Raw genomic sequence first — 20,642 nt, 5'->3', positions numbered from 1 at the left:
GGAGGTGAGTTTGCGCATTTTCCCATGAGGGTATAGGCAAGTCAAACAGAGATCCTACCTCGCCTCGAGGGTGCGATCACCCTCGTAGATTTGCAAGTTCGTGGCCACCTCTGGCTGCAGCTTTTGCTGGATCATTGCCGTGAATAGCCATGTCAGCGCACCTTAAATATAAGTAAACAGTATGTTTAACCGGAGGGGGTGACCGGAGAATCGATCAGTTTTCTGCAGGGACTCGATCTAATCTCGGCGAATGTGCAAAAGATTTCTCTTTTCGAGGGAAAGCAAAAGGCCCGCAAATGCGGGCCTTGGATCTTTTAGGAAGCGCCAACTAGCGGTTCAAGACGTGAGCGGCATTTCGCTCTGCCACTACGTGTTTGGCATTGTCGGCAAGTTGCTTTGCTTGGGGGAGAAGATCCAGTCCCTTAACCACTTCAGGATCGCTTTCAGCGCGGACTTTTAGCCCTTCTTCCTGACCAAAAGCGTCAATAAAGATTTCGCTCTTGATGTTGGAGCGCACCCAATCGTGGTTCTCTGTCAGTTCGGCCTCGGTGAAGGCCACGTGTTCTTGCTCGAGGAACCGGCGGAAGTCCTGCAGCACCTGGTCATCCACCTCAAAACTCTTGGTGGGATGATGAGTCAAGGTGTAGTGCTTGGCGAAGTTGAAAAATGCATAATGTTGCAACAGCGTGTCTTGGAACCGATTGCCTTTCAACGGTGGAATCTTAACGTCTGGCGCAATTCCACCCCCGCCGTAAACTGTGCGGCCGCTATCGGTCAGCTTGACCTCGTGGCTGGAATTGGGTTCCTCATTCTCACGATTGTAGTAATAGTCGTACAGGGAGACACCGTTGTATTCGCGCTGAATGAGGCGTCCACTAGGCGTGTAGTACTTTGCGGTAGTGAGCGCCAGACCGGTGTTCTCGGAAAGCGGATAAACCGTTTGCACCAGGCCCTTGCCAAACGTAGTTTGGCCGGCAATCAAACCTCGATCATGGTCCTGGATTGCGCCGGCAACGATTTCTGCCGCCGAGGCGGTTCCGCGGTTCACCAGTACTACCAGGGGGTAATCCTTGCCTGCATTACCGTGAGTGGCGCGATAGACCTTCTCCGGGCTGGAGCGTCCGCGATGCGAAACGATCACCTGGCCCTTGCGCAGGAACTTGTCTGCGACGCCAACCCCTTCGCTCAACAGTCCGCCGGGATTCTGACGCAAATCAAGCACTAAGCCTTTAAGATCGCCGAATTCGTCTAATGCCTGCGCAACTTCGTGCTCCGTAGTTTCCTGGAAACCAGAAACGTGCATGTACCCGATCCCGGGGCGAATCAGGAAGTGCAAATCAACGCTGTACCGCGGAATCTCATCCCGCACGATGGAAAAGTCGAGCGGCTTGTCGCTGCCTTCCCGTAGAACGGTAATGTGCACCGTCGTGCCTTTGGGTCCTTTGAGCATTTCGGCGACATCGGTGGTGCTCAGGTTGTCCGTGGGCTTGCCGTCAACCGCAATGATCACGTCTCCCGGGTGAATGCCGGCGCGGTAAGCAGGTGTCCCCACAAATGGGGCGATGACGATTACTTTGTTGTTTCGCGGGCCTACCGTCATTCCTACGCCGTAGTATTTGCCACGCTGCTCCTCGCGCAGAAGAGAGTAGGACTTGGGATCAAAGAAGTTGGAATGGGGATCCAGGGCGTGAAGCATGCCCGGAATGGCGCCATTGTAGATCGCCTTATCGGCATTGACTGGCTCAGCGTAATTCTGCTCCACCACGTCATACACGTCGCTAAACGCGCGCAAGCCATCGCGCATGTCACCGTCGCTGCCGGAGGTAGCGGTTCCAACCTTTTGGCCGAAGAGAACGCCCAGAAAACCGCAGGCAATGAGAATAAGCGTGATCAGGAACAAAGACCGGCGAGCGCCACGTACCATCTTGAAATCCTTTAGCTTGGGGATGGATTAGTGCGACTTGGTTAGGCAGACCAAGTCGAAACTTAATCGCAGTATACCATGCTGCCACAAGGCCGAAATCCGCAAACCGTGACCCTTAAAGACGTTATCAGCCGGGTACCTACGCCCAAGTTCTACAACTACTTAAGATGCGCTAGCGCCCATGCAGGCCACAAAATTTGGAGCGCGCGGAAGGGGTGGAGGGACCGAGGCTCCGAGCCAATTTTGAACTTACTCGGTGCTGGAACCTCGGAACTACCAACTTAGAACTGGTAAAATCTTCGCTTATGAACCTCGGTCTTTCCGAAATGATCTTCATTTTCGTGCTGGCGCTGATCATTTTCGGTCCTAAAAAGATGCCGGAGATTGGACGACAGATTGGCCGCGCCCTGGCCGAGTTCAAGCGTGCCAGCAACGAGTTCAAGGCGCAGATTGAAACCGAAATCAACAACCTGGAAGTTGAAACCAACCTCCATTCCACCTCTCCCGTAGAACCTCCACCGGGAACGGTGGCCAGCGGGGATGGCTTGGCTCACGTTGAATCCGTTCCCGAGCCGGAAATAATGCCACCCGTCAAGGCCCCAGATGCCTGATTCAGACGTATCGCCTCTGTCTGGACGTTTCCAAAACGAGGAGATGTCCAGCATGAGCTTCCTCGAGCATTTGGAGGAGCTGCGAAAGCGCATCATTTACTCGTTGCTCGGCGTGGCCGTGGGCTTCTTCGCCTGCTTTTGGTATGCGGACCGTATTCTGGCGCTTATGCAGCGGCCCATCATGCTGGCGCTCGAGCGCAATCACCTTCCCGATAAGCTCGTTTATTTAAATCCTACAGACACCTTTAACATTCACATCAAGGTCGGATTGCTGGCGGGATTGTTTGTTGCGTCGCCCTACGTGCTTTACCAGGTATGGATGTTCATATCGCCGGGGTTATACCGAAACGAAAAGCGATACGTCATGCCCTTCATGTTTTCAACGATTTTTTTATTCGTGGCGGGTGGCTATTTTGGGTACGAAATTGTGTATCCGCAGGCGCTGAATTTTCTGATCGGCTACGACAAACAGTTCCAGCCCATGATAACGATCAGCGAATACACCGACCTTTTTTTAACCATCATCATTGGCTTGGGCGCTATCTTCGAGATGCCGATCATGGTGTTCTTTCTGTCGCTGATGGGCATGGTCACTGCCGGTTGGATGTGGCGCAACCTGCGCTATTCAATCCTGGTGATATTCATCATCGCCGCGATTCTGACGCCCACGACTGACATTCTCAACATGTGCATCTTTGCCGCGCCGATGGTCGGGTTGTATGTCCTCAGCATCGCCGTGGCCTGGCTGGTCCATCCCACTCGCAGGCGTGCGCGCCGTGAAGCAGCGGCGAAGCCATGATCGGTTATAAGACTTCCGCAAACTTCCGGCAGCTGGGCATTTTCGTCCTGCTCCTGATTTCAATGGCCTGCAAATCCCAGTCACAACTCCAAACTCCGGCAACGTCTAGGTTGGACGTCAAAGAGCCAGGTGCACCCGAAACCAAGGCGGCTCCCCAGGTTAACCCTGAAAAGGCCATGCAGTACACCCGCCAGGTGGTGGAATTCGGCCCGCGATATCTCGGCAGTGCCGGGCATAAAAAAACAGAAGAGTTCCTGCGGTCACATCTGAAGTTAGACAATTTGGAAGAAGATGCATTCACCGATTCCACGCCCGCCGGCAATTTCCCGATGCGCAACTTCATTGCGAAGTTTCCGGGTACGGAGGAGGGCATCATCGTAATCGCTGGCCATTACGACACCCTTTACTCCAAAAAGAATTTCGTCGGCGCGAATGATGGCGGCTCCAGCACCGGCCTGCTGCTGGCGATTGCAGACCAGTTGCGCTCTCCCCAGAAACGGGACGGCAGAAGCGTCTGGCTGGTGTGGTTCGATGGCGAAGAAGCCATCAAGGAATGGTCAGACACGGACAGCACCTACGGCAGCCGCCATCTTGCTGAGAAATGGAAAAAGGACGGCACGGCATCCCGGATCAAAGGCTTTTTGCTGGCTGACATGGTTGGCGATAAGGACCTGAATATTGATCGCGACCAGAACTCCACTCCATGGTTGGAAGACTTGGTTTACAAAGCAGCTACCGAACTGGGATATCAATCCCACTTCTTTGGCCGTGCCAACGCAGTCACCGATGATCACCAGCCTTTTGCCCGTATTGGTGTGCCCGTCGCCGATCTAATCGATTTCGACTACGGATACGGAAATGTCTACTGGCACTCCAACGAGGACACGCTGGATAAGTTAAGCCCGCAGAGTTTGGGAATCGTGGGCGACGTGATCTTGAAGACTGTGCGGCTTTTAGATCTGCGCAAGTAGCGTGCTGCAGAGCTCAGATGGCAGACTGGGCGCTGGAGGCGCGCTGAACTGGTGATACCAGCTTCTTCTGCACCGCTTGAATCGGAAGAAAAACGCCGAAGCAGCTCCCGCTATTACCCGGCTGGGTGCGGCTATGAACCCGGATGCTTCCACCCTGCTTGCGCACGATGCCATGCGTGACCCACAGTCCGAGCCCCGTCCCCTTGTCAGCCTTGGTAGTGAAAAATGGCTCAAAGATTGAGTCTCGATGTTCGGGTTTTATTCCCGTGCCGGTATCGGCAATCGTGATACGCACTGCCGGAGTACCGAAACGGTCCCACAAGTTTGAGGCGCTGACACGCACGCGAATCCGGCCACCGTTGGGAATGGCTTCCACGGCATTGGTAATCAGGTTGGAGAGTACCTGTCTTAGTTCGCCGGAATAGGCTTCTATTTCTCCGCCGAATCTGTAGTCGGTTTCAACGGTAATGTTGCGCTCCTGGATGTTGCCGGAGTAAAGAGAAAGCAGATCGTTCATCATCTGGGAGACCCGCAGCGCAACCGGAGAACTTGATTCCCGATAGAAGGCCAGCATCTGCTTTACTATGTGGCCCATTCGCATCATCTCCTGCTGGGCCACTTCCACCATGCCGCGAGAGGTGGGATCAAGCGTCTTTGCTTGCAGCAGGAAAAGCAGATTTATAACCGCCGATATCGGATTATTGATCTCGTGTGCAATGGCCGCCGCTAGTCTGCCCGTCGCGGCCAGTTTCTCGTTCACCATCAGCGAGCGCTCGGCGCGCTTTAAGGCGGTAATGTCTCTGAAGGTGGCCACCGCTCCCACCACATCTCCATTTGTAGCCCGGATCGGCGCCGTGCCCAGCAGGACGACCTTCTCCGCACCGGCCTTGGTCTTTACCGCGAACTCGACGTTGTCCACTGCCTCGCCGGTGTCGAGTGAACGAAACATGGCCACGCGTGCTGGGCTCTCAGGTGCGGATGCGAGCACGTCTGCTCCGCAATCGAAATGCAGATTGGGCGAGACCCCAGCTAAGCTGGCGGCTTCACTATTAGCCAGCGTAACGCGCCCAGTCTCCGCTTCCACGGCTACCACTCCCATGGGCATGGTCTCAATCAGCGTCTCCAGAGTTCCCACCGCGCGATCGAGTTTCTGATTGGTGCTGCGCAGGGCCACTTGCGAAAAATGCAAGCCCGCCAAGCCCCAACACGCGAGCAAGGCAGTTGCCGCGAAGATAGTGAAACGGATGAACTCTTCCGTGCTCTGAAAAGCGCTTCTCGGGGTAGCAGGAATCAGCAGGTAAAAGAGTCCCAGCCCTGCAAGACAGGTGATCAGCATGCCGGACTTCCAACCGCCGTACCAGCCCGCGACCATAGCAGCCCCTAAGTACAGGAAGAACAAGGGCTGGATTTGCTGGTCAGGCATGAACGCAGCCAGCAGGAGTGCGGCCGTGGTCAGAAGGACAACTACGAGGTAGCGGATGATCTTGGTAATTTTCCGCCGGCGCGAAGGGGGCATTCTTCTAACTCTTCTTTGGGGAAAACCAGAAACGTGTCGTCAAGCGTAACATGAACAGCAGCTTAGCCGTCAATGGTAAAGATTGTTGAAGGAAATATTCTTCGAACGAAAGCTTATTTCTGGCCGGTTCGGGGATAGCTCTGGGCTTCTGGATGCGGCAACTGTTCAGGCCAGCAGCTCTCGAAAATCCTTGTCAAATTTTGCCTCGAGAGCCAAAATGGGAACAAGCGAGGCGCGCCATGAGGCAAGAGACAAAGAATCCCCCGTATCAAACTCCTGATGTGATTCTGACGCAACTACGTCGCCAGATGCGATTGCACCCGCCCACCAGGATCGAGGCGCAGGTTCCGAAGGCGAAGACTACATCTGCGACTGCTACCTCTCCCAAGCCGCACGCTGCCTGAAGCCAAGTCCGAATCGGCAGGGACACGAAAATTCAGGCGGCTTCCTTGCGCCCCGGCTGTTGTGGGCGATGGGGAGACACGTACACTTCGCCGTTGCGTATTTCAATTGGGTAGATTTCAATCTTTTTCTTAGCGGGACCTGCCACTACTCTCCCGGTCTTGATGTCAAATTGCGAGCCGTGCCACGGACACTGCACGGTGCAGCCCACCAGGGCGCCATCGGAGAGCGGGCCACCCTTGTGCGTGCAATGGTCTTCGAATCCAAAAACCCCGTCACTGCACCGGCCCACCACCACCCGCAGGTCCCCAACCCGTGCCAGCATCATCTGACCATCGGAAAGCTCACCCTGATTGCACACCGGCTGGTCCCAACCGCGGAGCGTCCGTTCTTTCAGCGCTCCAGCATTCGCGTAGAGATGGTCCACGCCAATCTGATTACGATATACGAGAGTTCCGCCCAGCCAACCGGAAGCTCCCAGCAGAATCACGCCGAGCCCGGACAGCAAGAGGGAAGAATTCGGCGGCATCGCGGCCGGACCGCCCCGGATAGCTGCTACCGTGATGAACACGGCCAGGGCCAGGACATTCAATCCGCCGTGCAAGTAGCCACGAGTTTTGGCGCTGGACCGCGGTGGCACAACCGTAAATAAATCAATCACCCCAGGAACCGCCGCTAATGCCGCCCCGATGCAGCCACCAATGATTGCGTAAAAGCCGGCTGCTGCGAAGGAAGCGTCAACTCGCGTGACCGCAAGGATGTCGAAAACGAAACTGGCCACCCACAGCCCTATAGGAAGGCTAACCAACATGGGATGAATCGGGTGGGATCGAATTTGAGCACGTGATCGCATGAAAATCTCCGGATTCCAGATCAGTGTTGCCGCTCCCTAACATAGACGCGTGTGCTCGACGGTGTGCCGTCCCAGGTGGGAATTTTTCTCTATCGCCCGCGATAGGCAGGATCGCTCCGGCTCCTCTAGTATTCTGGTGCCCGCCGCATCGGACAAAATTGCGGCTAGATGGGGACCATTGAATAACCTGCTCTTTTGGGTCCTGTTCAACCTCTTTGTGGTGGTGATGCTGGGCCTTGATCTGGGGGTCTTCCACCGCCGGGCCCATACCATTCGCTTTCGCGAGGCGTTTGCCTGGAGCGCCGTCTGGATGGCGCTGGCGGCGTGTTTCGCCGTGCTGGTCTATTTTTGGCATGGCCGAACATCGAGCCTGGAATTCATTACCGGCTACATCATCGAGCAGTCGCTAAGTGTGGATAACCTGTTTATCTTCCTGCTGATATTCCGCTATTTCCATGTTCCCGGTCCGCAGCAGCATCGGGTGCTCTTCTGGGGAATTATCGGAGCGCTGATCATGCGCGCCGTTTTCATACTGGTGGGCGTGAGCCTGATCCAGCGGTTCCAGTGGATCATCTACGTTTTTGGGGCATTCCTGGTGTTTACCGGGATCCGGCTTTTCCGGCAAAAAGAAATGGAAATCCATCCCGAAGGCAATCCGGTGGTGCGCGCAGTCCGCCGCTGGTTGCCAGTCACTAAGGAGTCGCCCGAGGGAAGATTCTTTGTCCGCCGCCATGGGCTGTATGTCACGCCCCTATTTTTGGTCTTGGTGGTAGTAGAGACGACTGACCTGATCTTTGCGGTTGACTCCATTCCCGCGGTGCTGGCCGTCACCCGTGACCCCTTTATCGTCTACACCTCCAACGCCTTTGCAATCCTCGGGCTGCGGTCGCTTTACTTTGCTTTGGCAGGAATGATGGAAGCTTTCCATTACTTACATTACGGTCTGGCAGTAATTCTTGTGTTCATTGGGGGAAAGATGCTGGTATCGCATCATTACCCCCTTTCGACAGAACTCGCCTTGGGGGTGGTAGCCGGTGTTCTGGCGCTTTCGATTGCCGCATCGCTCCTGTTCCCGCAGCATCGCAAAAAAGCCGAGTAGGAAACTCGGATACCATCTTTGTACTATCATGGTGGCGTGCCGGTTGTTCATCTCCCCATTCCTCCGCATCCTTATGATGCCTTGATCGAACCAGGTCTCCTGGGACGGTCAGGCGCACTGCTCCGTGAACTGTTCCCGGAGCGCACCCGCTTCTTTGTGATTACCGTTCCGGCGGTGCGCAAAGCCTGGGGGCCGGCCCTGATGTCCTCTCTCGCCAATGCCGGCCTGGAAGCGCAATTGCTCGAAATGCCCGACGGTGACAGCAGTAAAAGCATGCCGACGGTAGAACGGCTCGCCCGCAAGCTCATCCGGTTGGGTGCGGATCGAGGCTCCGTGCTCGTGGCTTTCGGTGGCGGAGTGGTGGGCGACCTGGTTGGATTTTTGGCTTCCATTTACATGCGCGGCATTGATTACGTGCAGGTACCCACCACCCTTCTGGCACAGGTAGATGCTTCGATTGGCGGAAAGACTGGAGTCAACCTGCGCGACGGCAAGAACCTGTTGGGACGGTTTCACCATCCGCGAGTGGTGCTCATTGATCCGCAGACGCTATCCACATTACCCGATCGTGAATTTCGGTCCGGCCTTTACGAGTCGCTGAAGTGCGGTGTGATTGGCATTCCTGAAGTTTTTCAACGTTTCGAAGACAATCGCGATCCTATCCTGCAACGCGATCTAAGTGCGCTGGAATGGTTAATCACCGAATCGGTAAAGTTCAAGGCTGCCGTGGTCACGGCTGATGAAAAGGAGACCGACCTGCGCCGCGTACTTAACTTTGGACACACCATCGGCCATGCCCTGGAAGCCGAGACCAGCTACAAGCAATTTCTCCACGGGGAAGCAGTAGCGTGGGGCATGGTAGCGGCTGCAATGATCGCTGCTGCACTGCAGAAGACCGACTCGGACACCGCTCGGCGCATCATTTCTACAGTGATCGCCTTGGCACCTTTGCCGCGCGTTGACCTGCGCGGAAAGCGCGTCTTCCGCCGTCTGAAGTCGGACAAGAAAACCAGCAACGGGGTGGTGCACTTCGTACTGCCGCGCACCATTGGATCCGCTGAGATCGTGCCAGACATTCCAGACAGTGCCGTCATCCAGGCAATTGAAGAGCTACGGTACCTCTCGCAAGCCTGATCCTGTAATGCAAGTCCGTGATCGGAACCTCTCGAATAAGACTGGCAAGGCGGCCGAACCTCGCTTCCCTGTGGGTGCGGCTCCACAGGGAGCAACAGACCCAGAAGCGGCTGCCCGCGCCGTGCGCGAGATGTTCACCTCGATTGCGCCACGCTATGACCTGCTGAACCATCTGCTCTCGTTCAACATCGATCGTTTGTGGTGGAGACGCGCCGCAGGAACTTTTTCGCATCTTCTCAATCGAGAAGGTGTGCGTGTGTTGGACCTCTGCTGCGGCACTGGGGACATGACCTTTGCCCTACATCGGCAGGCGGCTCGTAAACAGATCGGTAAGTTGACGCCAACCCTGGTGGGGGCGGACTTTTCGCACGCCATGCTCGTGCGCGCACGAGAGAAGTCTGGAGGAAACGATTTGCGTTGGATCGAAGCCGATGCGCTCCAGCTACCCATTCCAGACAGCAGCTTTGATTTGGTCACCAGCGCGTTCGGATTCCGCAATCTGAATAATTACGATGCCGGGCTGTCGGAGATCCTTCGCATACTGCGTCCCGGCGGCGAAGTGGGAATCCTTGATTTCGGCGAACCGCGCGGTCTTTTCGGAACCCTTTATCGCGCCTATTTTCGCCATGTGCTGCCCACGATTGGAACCCTGGTCTCTGGCGTCAAAGGGCCCTATTCCTATCTGCCCGCATCGGTAGAGCGTTTCCCATCACCTGACGAGATGCTAGAACGCATGCATCAGGCCGGATTCGATTCGGTGACCTGGACGCCATACACGTTGGGCGTTGCCGGACTCTATAGAGGAAAGAAAGACGCCTAGCCCGCTGCGGTGTGCTCCACGGTTTGTTCCTTGGGCGCAACGGCACGGAAACTATCCGCGAAGGCCTCTTTAACCGTGTATCGGATTACGTTTTCGTAATCCTCGCCAAGGAAAGCCCGTAGTCGAGAAGTATCCATGATGTAGGTTCCGGTCATATAAGGCGCGGCTTCGGGTGGAATCCCAGATATGCCGAGCTTCCACAGTAAGGCCAGAACACTTCTAAACAGGAGCTTTCCCGGAACGCGCACAAGCTGGTTGCCGGAGATTTGCACGCATTGGCCGAAGGTTAAAGGCTCGCCGCGTCCTGCAACATTCAAAATTGTGAGTTGCGGATCTTCTTCCCGGCGGCGCAGCAGATAAGCGATCAGGCGCGCAACAACGTCCACATGCACAAATTGAATGCGATTGTCCAAGTATCGGCGGCCCATGGGCAGAAGGCTGGGGAGGTGCTTATCTTCAGCCCGCATCGTCTGCGCACGTTGGCTCATGCCACTGGGGGTGCCGCGAAAGGCGCCCATCAGGTAATTCTGCACGCTCGCCCCCGCGTAGATGTGCGGCCGCAGAATGTAGCTTCTGCATTTTGATATTTCCATTGCCCGCAGCTGCGCCACTAAATCCGATTCGCGTTTGTGAATTGCATAGGGCAGAGTGTGTCCACGCAAGGGTTGGTCTTCTGTCACCGCAAGCGGCAGGTCGGACCCATAGGCGGAGACACTGCTGGGAAAAATAAATTTGCGGATCGCTCCCCCAACGCGGTTCACCTCAGTGATTGCTTCCATCACCCGGGCTGTGCCGGCCACATTGATGTGCCACATGCGGTCTTTGTCCAGCACGCCAGTGCGTACCGGATCAATTACAAACGCCAGATGTACGACGGCATAGGGGTCGCTTTGCCGCAGCAGCCGCATCAAGGTGTAGGACGCAGTCTCGTCACCCAGGTCAACGGCTTCAAATTGGGACAGTTTGTCTGAAGAAGGCGGTGCTAGATCCACACCGATCACGTCGAAATCCGCCAGTTGCGAGAGGACACGCGTGCCGAGATTGCCAGAAACACCGGTAATCAGGACACGCTGTTTCCCCTCGGACATTTACTCCTGACTCGGAGGCGGTGCGGGGGGAGCGCTTGGTTGTCCTGGTTGTGCGCGCGGGGCACGCATTGACGGTCCTGCCGCCGGGGCTGCTTCACCGAAATAGGACTGATTGAGCTCAGTCTTGACGGAGTTGATCAGCGTCTCCATTGACTGCTGCATGCGTTGGGACTGAAGTTGCTGGTGGATTTCTTGCTTGGCTTCGCTGAGCGGTACGGCGCTCTTGGAAATTACCTTGTAAACATAGAATCCACCTGGATCGGAAAGCAGCTCTGAAACCTGGCCTACACTCAGATCGAATACCTTTTGGTGAGTCTCAGGCAGGTTCGCGCGCGTTACCTTGCCCAGCTTCACATTGGGTGATGCAGACTTGAGTCCCGAAACTTCAAACGCTTCTTTCTGCAGGGCTTCAAAATCCCCGTTGGCAGCGGCGGCGGTGTGGATCTTCTCCGCTTCCGCTTTCATCGCGGCTTCATCGGCGGCGTTATCAGTCTTGGCTGGGGTCGCCGTGCTCGATTCGAGAGCCTTTGGATCTGCTGTGCTGGGCTCAGCATGTTGTTTAGTGTTGGGGATGAAGATGCGCATCAGCTCCACCTGCTCATAGTTGGAGGCGTGATCTTTGTAGTACTTTTCCACGTCCGCATCAGAAATGTCGCCAGCTTTTTCCTGCATGTGCCGGCTGAAGTCCTGCGCCAGCAGTTGAAGGGTCGCGAATTTTTGCATTTGCAGAAAGCGAGGATCTTTATCGAGGCCCATCTCTCGCGCTTTATCGGCAAACACCAGAAGCCGAGGATAAGCTTCAGCGAGTTGTCGCTTCACTGCCGGCGTCATATTGGGATTGAGCGCGTCGGCAAGTTTTTCAAACTGAGCTTTCCGAATCAGCGTCTTGCATCCCGCGCTGGAGGGGGTATCGCTAGTTTTGGCGGCGGAATTCTTGGTGGTTGCTGCGGGCTCCCCGGTGGCTTCCTTTTCGCAAAGTCCTTGCACAGTAATTACCACTGCATCGGGCGGCAGACTAGAAGCGGCGGCCCCTGCCTTGGGTGCTGCCTTCGGCTGGGCGGCTGGTGTGTGGGGAAGCCTGCCGTGCTGGACATGGTTCTGCGAGGGAGATTGGCTCGCGGACGGGGCGTTTTGCCCGAGAGCCAGAGTTGAAAGTAAAAACAGTAGCAACCAGCGACTACACATAGGTGAACTGCCTCCAGTATGGGTAATCTGAAATCCTAGCATACCCGCTCTGTGCGCGGCGGCTCGCTGTTTTCGCGAGAGCCTGCCCGTTCGCTGACCTGCGGTGGTTGGCTGAGTGCCGGGAAACGGCGATAATCGGGTGGTAGGGCCACGGTCTAACTCATGGCAGATCAAGCGGTCTTCGCCGCGGGACCAATGCAGGCTGAGAAGCGTGCAGTGGCAGGCCATTCCGTTATCGCCGCAATCTTCATCACTGCCTTGAAGATCGTCGTTGGCATCTCCACCGGCAGCTTGGGCATTCTGTCCGAAGCCGCCCATTCCGGTCTCGACCTCATTGCTGCAGTTATCACCCTGTTTTCGGTTCGCGTGTCAGATAAGCCGGCAGATGCCGAGCACCAATATGGTCATGGGAAGGTAGAGAACTTTTCAGCTTTCCTCGAGACTGGTCTTTTGCTGTTGACTTGTTTCTGGATCATTTACGAGGCCATTCTTCGCCTGTTTTATCGTCGCGTCGAGATTGAATCCACCCCAGTTGCGTTCCTGGTTCTGTTTCTTTCCATGGGGGTTGATTTCTGGCGTTCGCGGGCCCTTGCCAAGATCGCCAATAAGTATGACAGCCAGGCGCTTGAAGCTGATGCGCTTCACTTCAGTACGGATATCTGGTCAACCGGGGTGGTGGTGATCGGCCTGGTACTGGTGTGGCTGGGCAGGCAGTTCCATGTGGGCTGGCTGCGCGACGCCGATCCTGTGGCGGCGCTTTTTGTCGCGGGCGTGATTGTGTACGTCAGTTCAAGGCTCGCGCGTAAAACGATTGACGCATTGCTCGATGCTGCTCCACCGGGAATACGCTCCCGAATCATTGACGAAGTCAGAAAGCTGGAAGGCATTCTGGAGCTCGACCGCGTACGTATACGGCGCGCGGGGAACCGCTATTTCGCGGATGTGTCGGTGGGGCTGCGGCGCAACCTGACATTCCAGAAGTCGGAGCAGATGGCGGGCGCCGTTACGGAGGCGGTTCACCGCATCCTCCCTGATGCCGATGTGGTGGTGCACTCCATACCCCAGGCGGACCGAGAAGAAAACATTTTTGATCGCATCCGCGGCGTGGCCACTCGTAACAATTTCAACGTGCACGATGTTAGCGTCCAGGACCTGCACGGACGCTTGCATGTCGAGCAGCACCTGGAGTTGGACGAACACCTCACTTTGTTGCAAGCGCACGATCGAGTGACCCTGCTGGAATCTGAAATTCGTAGCGAGGTGCCGGAAATCTCGTCTATCCTCACCCACATTGAAAGTGAGCCAGGCACGATTGAGCCAGGAGACGAGATCCAGCATGATGCCAGACTGGAGTACCGTTTGCGGAAAGTTGTTCGGGACTTCCCCGAGGTATTGGACGCGCACGACGTGCAGATCAAGCGGGTACGGGAGCGGCTCTATGTCTCCTGCCACGTGACCATGCCGGACAACCTGCCCCTGGCACGCGTGCACGATTTAATTACCGATTTGGAGATCCGGTTTAAGAGAGAGGCCCCCGAGCTCTTTCGAGTGCTCATTCATCCCGAGCCGCAAACTGACAATACACGTTGAAGACAGCTCTAAAGGGGAGAAATGACCGAAGCTTCAGCACTGTGGACAGACAAAGAACGGTTTGTTGGGATTGCCAGCAGCGGGCACGCGCTGGTGGTGGATGCAGCGAGTGACAAGACTGCTTCCAGTCCGATGGAACTGGTGCTTATTGGTTTGTGCGCCTGCACCGCCAGCGATGTGGTCGGCATCCTGCGCAAAAAGCGGGAACCATTTACCCACCTCGAGGTGCGTGCCCAAGCCGAACGCGCCCCGCAGCCACCTTCCGTGTATACCGACATCAAGCTTATCTACCGGGTGGGCGGAAAGGTTTCAGCCAAGTCCATGGAAGATGCGGTCCGCCTCTCTAAGGAAAAATATTGCTCCGTTTCGGCCATGCTTCAGCAAACCGCAAAGGTTACCGTAGTCATCGAGTATGTCTGAACTGCGTGTTTTTCTGTTACGCTGAGGACTCGAAATCTACATGGCCAAATCAATCGTCGTCTTTACCCAGCCTGGTTGACCTCCCTGCCACACGGTAATGGCGTACCTCTCGGAGAGAGGTATTGAATACCAGGAGCGCGACGTCAGCCTTGACCAGAACGCCATTCAGGATTTGGTGCACAAGTATCAGAGCCGCACGACCCCGACGCTCGTCATTGGCGAGGAGGTCATGATCGGATTCGATCCTGAGCGGCTCAATGAGCTGCTTGCCGAGTAAATCCCATCCTCTTCGCGGATATTTCTATATCGCCGCCTGTACTTTCTTCTGGGGTATTTCAGCCGCTCTGGGCCGCGCGGCATTTACCGGACGCCTCGCCGTCCACGCCGGGCATGTCATTGATCCACTCATCCTCGCGCAAACCCGGAGCACGTTCGCCGTTCTGATGCTATTGCCCGCTCTGCTCCTCGTACGTCAGCGAAGCGAGCTGTTGATGCCCAGACGGGACATTGTTCGATGCCTTGTCCTGGGAGTGTTGGGGATCGCGGCCTCGAATTACTTTTATTACCTGGCAATCCAGAAGACGAATGTTGCGACCGCGATCATTCTGCAGTACACGGCGCCAGTATGGGTCCTGCTTTACATGGTTGGGCGGCGGGAGCAGCGGGCCACTCCTCAAAAAATCGCAGCGGTCGGACTGGCAGTGATCGGATGCGCTCTCGCCATCGGCATCATCGGCGGTGGTGGATTCCTGCTCAACCCAGTCGGAATTGGCGCAGCCCTGCTGGCCGCACTCTCATTTTCCTTTTACAACGTGGGTGGGCACCGGTTGCTGGCCGTTTACGACCGCTGGAAGGTGCTGCTCTATGTATTGCTCGGCGCTGCGCTCTCCTGGCTGGTGATCAACCCGCCCTGGAAGATTGTCGCGGCACATTATTCCGGAGGCCAGTGGCTCTTTCTTTTGATTTTCTCCGTCACCTCTGTGCTGTTGCCTTTCCCGCTTTACTTTGCGGGACTGCAGCACCTCGATGCCACGCGTGCTGTGGTCACCAGTTGTCTAGAGCCGGTTTTTTCAATTCTTATTACCGCGATTGCATTAGGTGAACTGGTGCGACCGGTGCAAGCGGTGGGAATCGTTATCGTGCTCCTGGCAACGGTGTTAGTGCAGTTGCCGGAGAAAGGTCGAGAACCGGTTTTGCTCGAGCCAATCGAGTGAGAATCGGTTAAACCGCAGCCGTAAATGGCCGCTGCGACTAGATCTGCTCAAAACCTACGAATACCGGTTCGGGACTCAATTCAATATCGAAGGTCTCGGCAACTCGTTTCTGGATTTCGTTCTTAAGCGCGATGATGTCGGCCGCTGTCGCACCGCCTCGGTTCACGATAGCCAGCGCGTGCTTATGCGAGATGCCTACAGCCCCGCGAGTGTAGCCTTTTGCAAATCCCGAGTGTTCCACGAGCCAGGCGGCTGAGACTTTACGTCGAGCCTCAAGCGCGGGATAACTTGGAACCTCCAATTTCATAGCTGCTGCCCTCTGGGTCAACTCCCGGTATTGATCGCCGCTGAGGACAGGATTTTTGAAGAATGATCCCGCGCTGCGGCAATCTTCGTCGCCGGGAACAATCAGCATGGCTTTGCTGGCGCGAATTTGCCGGACGGCTTCCCGCGTTTCCGCCAGCGTCGGGCGGCCGATGCGGCCGGCGAAGTACTTCTTTAGATCGGCATACTCGATGCGCGGCTCGCCATCGGGAGTAAGCGCGTAGGTCACTCGCAAAATGATGTAACGCCCGCGCTCGCCGGTATTGAAGATGCTGGTCCGATATTCAAAGCCGCACGCCGGCTTGCACAATTCGCGAATCTGGCCGTCTCGCAGGTCCAGCACCTGCACGCTCTCGATGGTTTCGGAAGCCTCCTGTCCATAGGCTCCCACATTTTGAACCGGAGTGCCGCCGATGCTTCCCGGAATCCCGCTCATGCACTCAATACCCGCGCAATTCCGTGCCACGGCGAATGCAACCAGTTTGTCCCATTCTTCTCCTGCGCCGGCTTGGAAAATCACGCGCCCTGCTTGGTCATGTTCTTCGATTCCGGAGATCGCAACCTGTAATACCAGCCCCGGCCAGCCTGAATCCGCGACTACAAGGTTGCTGCCACCGCCCAAGATGAAGAGGGGTAAGTTGCGCGAGCGCGCCAGGTCAACTGCGCTGCCCACATCCGCAGGCGTAGCGGCCTGAGCGAAATATCGCGCCGGGCCTCCCACGCGAAAGGTCGTGAGGGGTGCCAGAGGAACGTTTTCCTGGATGAGCATCGAGTAATGCAATCATACAGCCTGATTTTCTCGGCGCGGTGCAGAGCATTGCAGTTCAAGGCCGCAAGTGTTCATTCCGCTGGTTCCTTTTGCTGCCTGGCAGCGTAGGCTGGCCTCTCCGGGATGGGCGCGTATTACAATGAGTGCACAGACAACGAGGAGACCCAATGTATCCTGAACTGATGGTTGTGCCCATGCGCGAAGAACTGACTCGGCTCGGAATCGAAGAACTGCGGAGCGCCGGTGATGTGGATGATGTGCTGCGTAAGCCCGGTACCACAATGGTTGTGGTGAACTCCATTTGCGGATGCGCTGCAGGCCGGATGCGTCCGGCGGTCCGCATGGCGCTTGCGCACGGGGTTCTGCCGGAGAAAGTGGTCAGCGTTTTCGCCGGTCAGGACAGAGAGGCCACGGAGCGGGCACGCTCCTATTTCGAGGGGTATCCTCCATCTTCACCGTCTATTGGTTTGCTGCAAGATGGGAAGCTGGTTTACATGATGCAGCGCAGCGATATCGAAAGTCGCGAGGCCGAAGATATTGCCGTCGATCTCAGAGCGGCATTTGACAAGTTTTGCGCCAAAGCCGCCTCTTCCCGATCCTAGTTTGTTTTCGGCGACTGTTTGAAGAAGGCCTTGATCACGATGTCGTTCGGCTGGATTCCTACGGGCACCATGTTGTAGAGAGCCCGTTCCGCGCTGATCTTTGAAGTGGCGGGCAGCTTCTTCACCCGGATAATAGCAACGTCGGCCGAGCCGGTATCGATAACCAGGAGAAAATCCTGGTTTGAAGTCAATGCCAAGCCTTCGGGGTGGCTGCCTACCGCAATCGAGTTCTCCACCCGCCCGTTGTCTATGTTGTAAGCTGCCACCGAATCCGATCCGAAATTGCTCTCGTACAGCAGAGAGTTATCCGAAGTGACCACCCCGCGAACCGGATGTGTCCCAATTAAATAGCTCCCACCAACTTCGTTGGGCGTGGTTTCGATGATGGAAATATTTTCCGAATCGAAGTTGCTGACCAGTAACTCGCCGCCATCCGGCTTCAAAGCGAGGTGGACCGGAGTTTTGCCGACATCGAGCAGCGCCAGCACCGCGTTCTTTTTCAAATCAATGGCGGCGACCTGAGCCGCTCCGGAGCAGGCCACGAATGCCTTGCTGGAATCGGGCATTATGGCGATATCGGTGGGCTGTTTGCAGATCGGCAACGTCGCGGTCACTGTTAGCTTCGCGGTGTCAATGAGCGAGACCGAACTGTCCGCTCTATTCGACACGACGACAAGGCTGCCATCCGGCGAGACCCGCGCCAGGCCGGGTGCATTGCCAACCCTAATGTTGGTCAGCTGCTTGCGCTTATCCATGTCAATTACCGAGATATTGCCCGAACCCGAGTTCGCCACATAAGCCCGCCGCCCATCGGCAGAAACGTCGATGAAGTAGGGCGTCCGGTGGACCCCGATGGTCGCGACTACCACGTTGCGCTCAGCGTCAATCACACTCACGTTGTTGGAATCGCTATTCACCACATAGATTTCGTTCTTTTTGCGGTTCACCGCGAGACCGGTCGGGTTCGTGCCTACCGGAATCGTTTTCAGCACATTGAAGCGGGGATAGGGTCGGGGCGTGAGGTCGAGCACGGTTACGGTATTGCTTTCGCCGTTGCTGATGTAGGCGTATTCGCGGTAAGCCGGATCGTAAGTGGGCAGTGGCGGAGTGCGCAGCTTCCACCACAGCAGGGCAATAATTCCTGCTGCAACCAGGAAGAATACGGCCTTTTTCAAGAGCGAGCGGCGGCCGGTCGCGCTCCGGGTTTGGCCGCGTCGGCACGGGCGGCGGGTACATAGCGCTCAACCACCGTCGCAATTTGCCGGACCTGCTGCATCAGTTCGTCGAACTGATCGGGATAGATTGACTGCATGCCGTCAGAGAGCGCCTTGTCGGGATTATTGTGCACTTCGACCATGAGCCCGTCCGCGCCCACCGCCACCGCGGCCCGGGACATGGGAGTAACCTTGTTTCGCTTTCCAGTGCCGTGGCTGGGATCTACAACGATGGGCAGGTGGCTCAGGCGCTGCACCGCCGGGATCAGGCTCAAGTCCAGTGTATTCCGCGTATGATCGGCGAAGGTCCGCACCCCGCGCTCGCACAGGATCACGTTGTAGTTACCTTCGCTCATCACGTACTCTGCCGCCATTAGGAATTCTTCCAGGGTGGCGGACATACCCCGCTTCAGGAGTACCGGCTTTTTTGCGTGCCCCGCCCGCTTCAGCAAGGAAAAATTCTGCATGTTGCGGGCGCCGATTTGGATCACGTCTGCGTATTTTTCAACCTGGTCAATGGATTCGTTGTCCACCGCTTCCGTAACTATTTTCAGGCCGAAGCGCTCGCGGACCTCGGAAAGAATGCGCAGGCCTTCTTCGCCTAACCCTTGGAACGAATATGGCGAGGTCCGCGGTTTGTACGCGCCGCCGCGAAAAAACTGCGCTCCCGCAGAGTACACTCGCTCCGCCACCGCGAACGCCTGCTCCCGGCTCTCCACCGCGCACGGCCCGGCCATGATGGCCAGAGTACGTCCCCCGATGCTCGCCTCGCTGCCAGGAAAGGTGATGACGGTATTTTCTTCCTTGATGTCGCGGCTGACCAGTTTGTACGGCTTGCTGACCCGAATTAGCTCTTGCACCCCGACCATCTCTTCGATTGTGCCCTGTTCCACTTCGGTTTGGTTGCCGGTGATCCCAATGGCGGTGCGCTGTGCTCCGGGAATGGGGTGCGCTCGATAGCCCAGCTCTTCGATCCTCTTACATACGGCACGGACCTGCTCTTCGGTCGCGTGCGCCTGCATTACTACCAGCATGACTGACCTCGAATGAAACTCTAAGTTTACTGTCCCATGTGTCCCGCTGCAATAAAGCCGGCGGCGAACCCGATGCTAGACTCGAATATTCGTACTACAGTATGGGCAGATCTCTCACCAAACACGATGTCCTGAACCTTCCAGCTCCCAAACGCCCCGTCCATCTCCCGCGCCGCATTGGCATTCACACGTCCATTGCGGGCGGGGTAGAGAACGCCGCCGAGCGCGCGTATCGCCTGGGCTGCAATACCTTTCAGATATTTTCTTCCAGTCCGCGACAGTGGAAGCCCTACCAGCTGGCGGGATCACAGTGTGAAGTCATGAACAACCTGCGGCGGAAATATGACTTGAAGCCGCTGGTGATCCACGCCAATTACCTGATCAATCTGGCCGGAACCACGCCGCATTTCCACGGCAAATCAGTTGACGCATTTCGCGGCGAATTGGAGCGGGCACTTGCCCTGTGCGCCGAATACCTGGTGCTTCACCCCGGCTCTTTTCGGGGCGGCAGCAGGCAAGAGGGACTGGAGCGTGTTGCCAGTGCGATTGCCGCAGCTGCTCACGGGCTAGATCTTGCGAAGCACAACCTCACACTGCTGATCGAGAACACCGCCGGGGCTGAGTTTTCGCTCGGCAGTACCTTCGAGCAGGTGACCGAACTTATTGCGCACCTTCGCGGAGTTTTACCTGTCGCTGCTTGCATTGATACTTGTCACGTTCACGTCGCGGGGTATGACATTGTAAGTGCGGAAGGAATGGCAACGACGCTGAACTATCTGGACGCGACCATCGGGTTGAAAAATATTCGCGTGTGGCATTGCAATGATGCCAAAGCAGCCCGCGGCTCGCGGCTCGATCGCCACCAGCACATAGGGCAGGGAAGCATCGGCCTGGAGCCGTTCCGGCGGCTGCTCAAAGATCCGCGGCTTGCCCACGCCGCATTCATTGCCGAAACTCCGATTGATAAGCCCGGTGACGATCTGCGGAATGTGAAAACCTTGCAATCGTTGCTCGCTGCCCGAAAAGGCAAAACTGCGTAATTCGCCGAAGCCGCTGCCCCCTTCAGACAAAAA

The 20,642-nt window shown here is 56.4% G+C and carries 20 protein-coding genes and 1 pseudogene; 13 read left to right on the top strand and 8 right to left on the bottom strand.

All coding sequences use genetic code 11. From position 1 onward, the window contains the following. Window positions 1-328 precede the first annotated feature (328 nt). Window positions 329-1,924, bottom strand: a complete 1,596-nt coding sequence (locus tag VFA76_10785; GenBank protein ID HZR32322.1) for a S41 family peptidase — start codon at window positions 1,922-1,924, stop codon at window positions 329-331. A 305-nt stretch (window positions 1,925-2,229) separates the two neighbouring features. On the opposite strand from VFA76_10785, the gene VFA76_10780 reads away from it, so the two are divergent. Genes VFA76_10780 through VFA76_10770 form a run of 3 tightly spaced genes read left to right on the top strand, consistent with a single transcriptional unit; the run spans window position 2,230 to window position 4,305 of the window. After that, window positions 2,230-2,535, top strand: a complete 306-nt coding sequence (locus VFA76_10780; protein ID HZR32321.1) for a twin-arginine translocase TatA/TatE family subunit — start codon at window positions 2,230-2,232, stop codon at window positions 2,533-2,535. A 52-nt stretch (window positions 2,536-2,587) separates the two neighbouring features. Next, window positions 2,588-3,334, top strand: a complete 747-nt coding sequence (tatC, locus tag VFA76_10775; protein ID HZR32320.1) for a twin-arginine translocase subunit TatC — start codon at window positions 2,588-2,590, stop codon at window positions 3,332-3,334. Further along, entirely contained in the window at window positions 3,331-4,305 is a 975-nt protein-coding gene (locus VFA76_10770) for a M28 family peptidase (GenBank protein ID HZR32319.1), read from the top strand. The genes tatC and VFA76_10770 overlap by 4 nt, the downstream gene beginning before the upstream one ends. A gap of 13 nt (window positions 4,306-4,318) precedes the next feature. Here the strand turns inward: VFA76_10770 and VFA76_10765 are convergent, their stop codons facing one another. After that, window positions 4,319-5,821 carry an ATP-binding protein gene (locus tag VFA76_10765; GenBank protein HZR32318.1) on the bottom strand — a complete coding sequence of 501 codons (1,503 nt, stop codon included), beginning with the start codon at window positions 5,819-5,821 and terminating at the stop codon, window positions 4,319-4,321. Between the two features lie 239 nt (window positions 5,822-6,060). On the opposite strand from VFA76_10765, the gene VFA76_10760 reads away from it, so the two are divergent. Then, window positions 6,061-6,225, top strand: a complete 165-nt coding sequence (locus tag VFA76_10760) for a hypothetical protein (GenBank protein ID HZR32317.1) — start codon at window positions 6,061-6,063, stop codon at window positions 6,223-6,225. Window positions 6,226-6,257: 32 nt separating this feature from the next. On the opposite strand, the gene VFA76_10755 is transcribed toward VFA76_10760, so the two are convergent. Beyond that, window positions 6,258-7,076 (bottom strand): DUF2231 domain-containing protein, encoded by an 819-nt coding sequence (locus tag VFA76_10755; GenBank protein ID HZR32316.1) that lies wholly within the window; start codon window positions 7,074-7,076, stop codon window positions 6,258-6,260. 178 nt (window positions 7,077-7,254) lie between these two features. Here VFA76_10755 and VFA76_10750 point away from each other — a divergent pair, with 178 nt between their 5' ends. The 3 genes from VFA76_10750 to ubiE are packed head-to-tail and all read left to right on the top strand — an operon-like array spanning window position 7,255 to window position 10,129. Next, complete coding sequence (locus VFA76_10750) at window positions 7,255-8,175, top strand: TerC family protein (GenBank protein ID HZR32315.1); 921 nt, start codon at window positions 7,255-7,257, stop codon at window positions 8,173-8,175. Between the two features lie 18 nt (window positions 8,176-8,193). Then, entirely contained in the window at window positions 8,194-9,309 is a 1,116-nt protein-coding gene (gene aroB / locus VFA76_10745; protein ID HZR32314.1) for a 3-dehydroquinate synthase, read from the top strand. A gap of 7 nt (window positions 9,310-9,316) precedes the next feature. Continuing rightward, on the top strand, window positions 9,317-10,129 hold the full coding sequence (gene ubiE, locus VFA76_10740; GenBank protein ID HZR32313.1) for a bifunctional demethylmenaquinone methyltransferase/2-methoxy-6-polyprenyl-1,4-benzoquinol methylase UbiE: 813 nt from the start codon (window positions 9,317-9,319) through the stop codon (window positions 10,127-10,129). On the opposite strand, the gene VFA76_10735 is transcribed toward ubiE, so the two are convergent. After that, the gene (locus VFA76_10735; protein HZR32312.1) at window positions 10,126-11,217 is read right to left on the bottom strand and encodes an NAD-dependent epimerase/dehydratase family protein; all 1,092 of its coding nucleotides are present in this window, start codon (window positions 11,215-11,217) and stop codon (window positions 10,126-10,128) included. The genes ubiE and VFA76_10735 overlap by 4 nt on opposite strands. Next, window positions 11,218-12,402, bottom strand: a complete 1,185-nt coding sequence (locus tag VFA76_10730; protein ID HZR32311.1) for a peptidylprolyl isomerase — start codon at window positions 12,400-12,402, stop codon at window positions 11,218-11,220. 162 nt (window positions 12,403-12,564) lie between these two features. Between VFA76_10730 and VFA76_10725 the strand changes: the two genes are divergently transcribed. The 4 genes and pseudogenes from VFA76_10725 (at window position 12,565) to VFA76_10710 (ending at window position 15,626) form a co-directional block, all read left to right on the top strand. Then, window positions 12,565-13,992 (top strand): cation diffusion facilitator family transporter, encoded by a 1,428-nt coding sequence (locus tag VFA76_10725; protein ID HZR32310.1) that lies wholly within the window; start codon window positions 12,565-12,567, stop codon window positions 13,990-13,992. Between the two features lie 21 nt (window positions 13,993-14,013). Next, the gene (locus tag VFA76_10720) at window positions 14,014-14,412 is read left to right on the top strand and encodes an OsmC family protein (protein ID HZR32309.1); all 399 of its coding nucleotides are present in this window, start codon (window positions 14,014-14,016) and stop codon (window positions 14,410-14,412) included. Window positions 14,413-14,503: 91 nt separating this feature from the next. Further along, window positions 14,504-14,689, top strand: a pseudogene (locus VFA76_10715) (glutaredoxin family protein). Further along, window positions 14,679-15,626 carry an EamA family transporter gene (locus tag VFA76_10710; GenBank protein HZR32308.1) on the top strand — a complete coding sequence of 316 codons (948 nt, stop codon included), beginning with the start codon at window positions 14,679-14,681 and terminating at the stop codon, window positions 15,624-15,626. Before VFA76_10715 ends, VFA76_10710 begins: the two are co-directional and overlap by 11 nt. 37 nt (window positions 15,627-15,663) lie before the next feature. Here VFA76_10710 and VFA76_10705 read toward each other — a convergent pair whose 3' ends face one another. Further along, on the bottom strand, window positions 15,664-16,719 hold the full coding sequence (locus VFA76_10705; protein HZR32307.1) for a UDP-N-acetylmuramate dehydrogenase: 1,056 nt from the start codon (window positions 16,717-16,719) through the stop codon (window positions 15,664-15,666). A 167-nt stretch (window positions 16,720-16,886) separates the two neighbouring features. Here VFA76_10705 and VFA76_10700 point away from each other — a divergent pair, with 167 nt between their 5' ends. Continuing rightward, on the top strand, window positions 16,887-17,321 hold the full coding sequence (locus VFA76_10700) for a BrxA/BrxB family bacilliredoxin (GenBank protein ID HZR32306.1): 435 nt from the start codon (window positions 16,887-16,889) through the stop codon (window positions 17,319-17,321). Here VFA76_10700 and VFA76_10695 read toward each other — a convergent pair. Continuing rightward, window positions 17,318-18,496, bottom strand: coding sequence for a beta-propeller fold lactonase family protein (locus VFA76_10695; GenBank protein HZR32305.1), 1,179 nt, complete (start codon window positions 18,494-18,496; stop codon window positions 17,318-17,320). The two genes, VFA76_10700 and VFA76_10695, sit on opposite strands and share 4 nt — an antisense overlap. Continuing rightward, entirely contained in the window at window positions 18,493-19,569 is a 1,077-nt protein-coding gene (gene aroF / locus VFA76_10690; GenBank protein HZR32304.1) for a 3-deoxy-7-phosphoheptulonate synthase, read from the bottom strand. Before aroF ends, VFA76_10695 begins: the two co-directional genes overlap by 4 nt. Window positions 19,570-19,670: 101 nt before the next feature. On the opposite strand from aroF, the gene VFA76_10685 reads away from it, so the two are divergent. After that, window positions 19,671-20,609, top strand: coding sequence for a deoxyribonuclease IV (locus VFA76_10685; protein ID HZR32303.1), 939 nt, complete (start codon window positions 19,671-19,673; stop codon window positions 20,607-20,609). The last annotated feature ends 33 nt before the right edge of the window (window positions 20,610-20,642 follow it).

The sequence above is a fragment of the Terriglobales bacterium genome, from assembly GCA_035651655.1.
Lineage (GTDB): Bacteria > Acidobacteriota > Terriglobia > Terriglobales > Acidobacteriaceae > DASRFG01.
The sequence above is the reverse complement of the archived record's forward strand: the minus strand, read 5'-3'. Positions and strand labels throughout refer to the sequence as shown.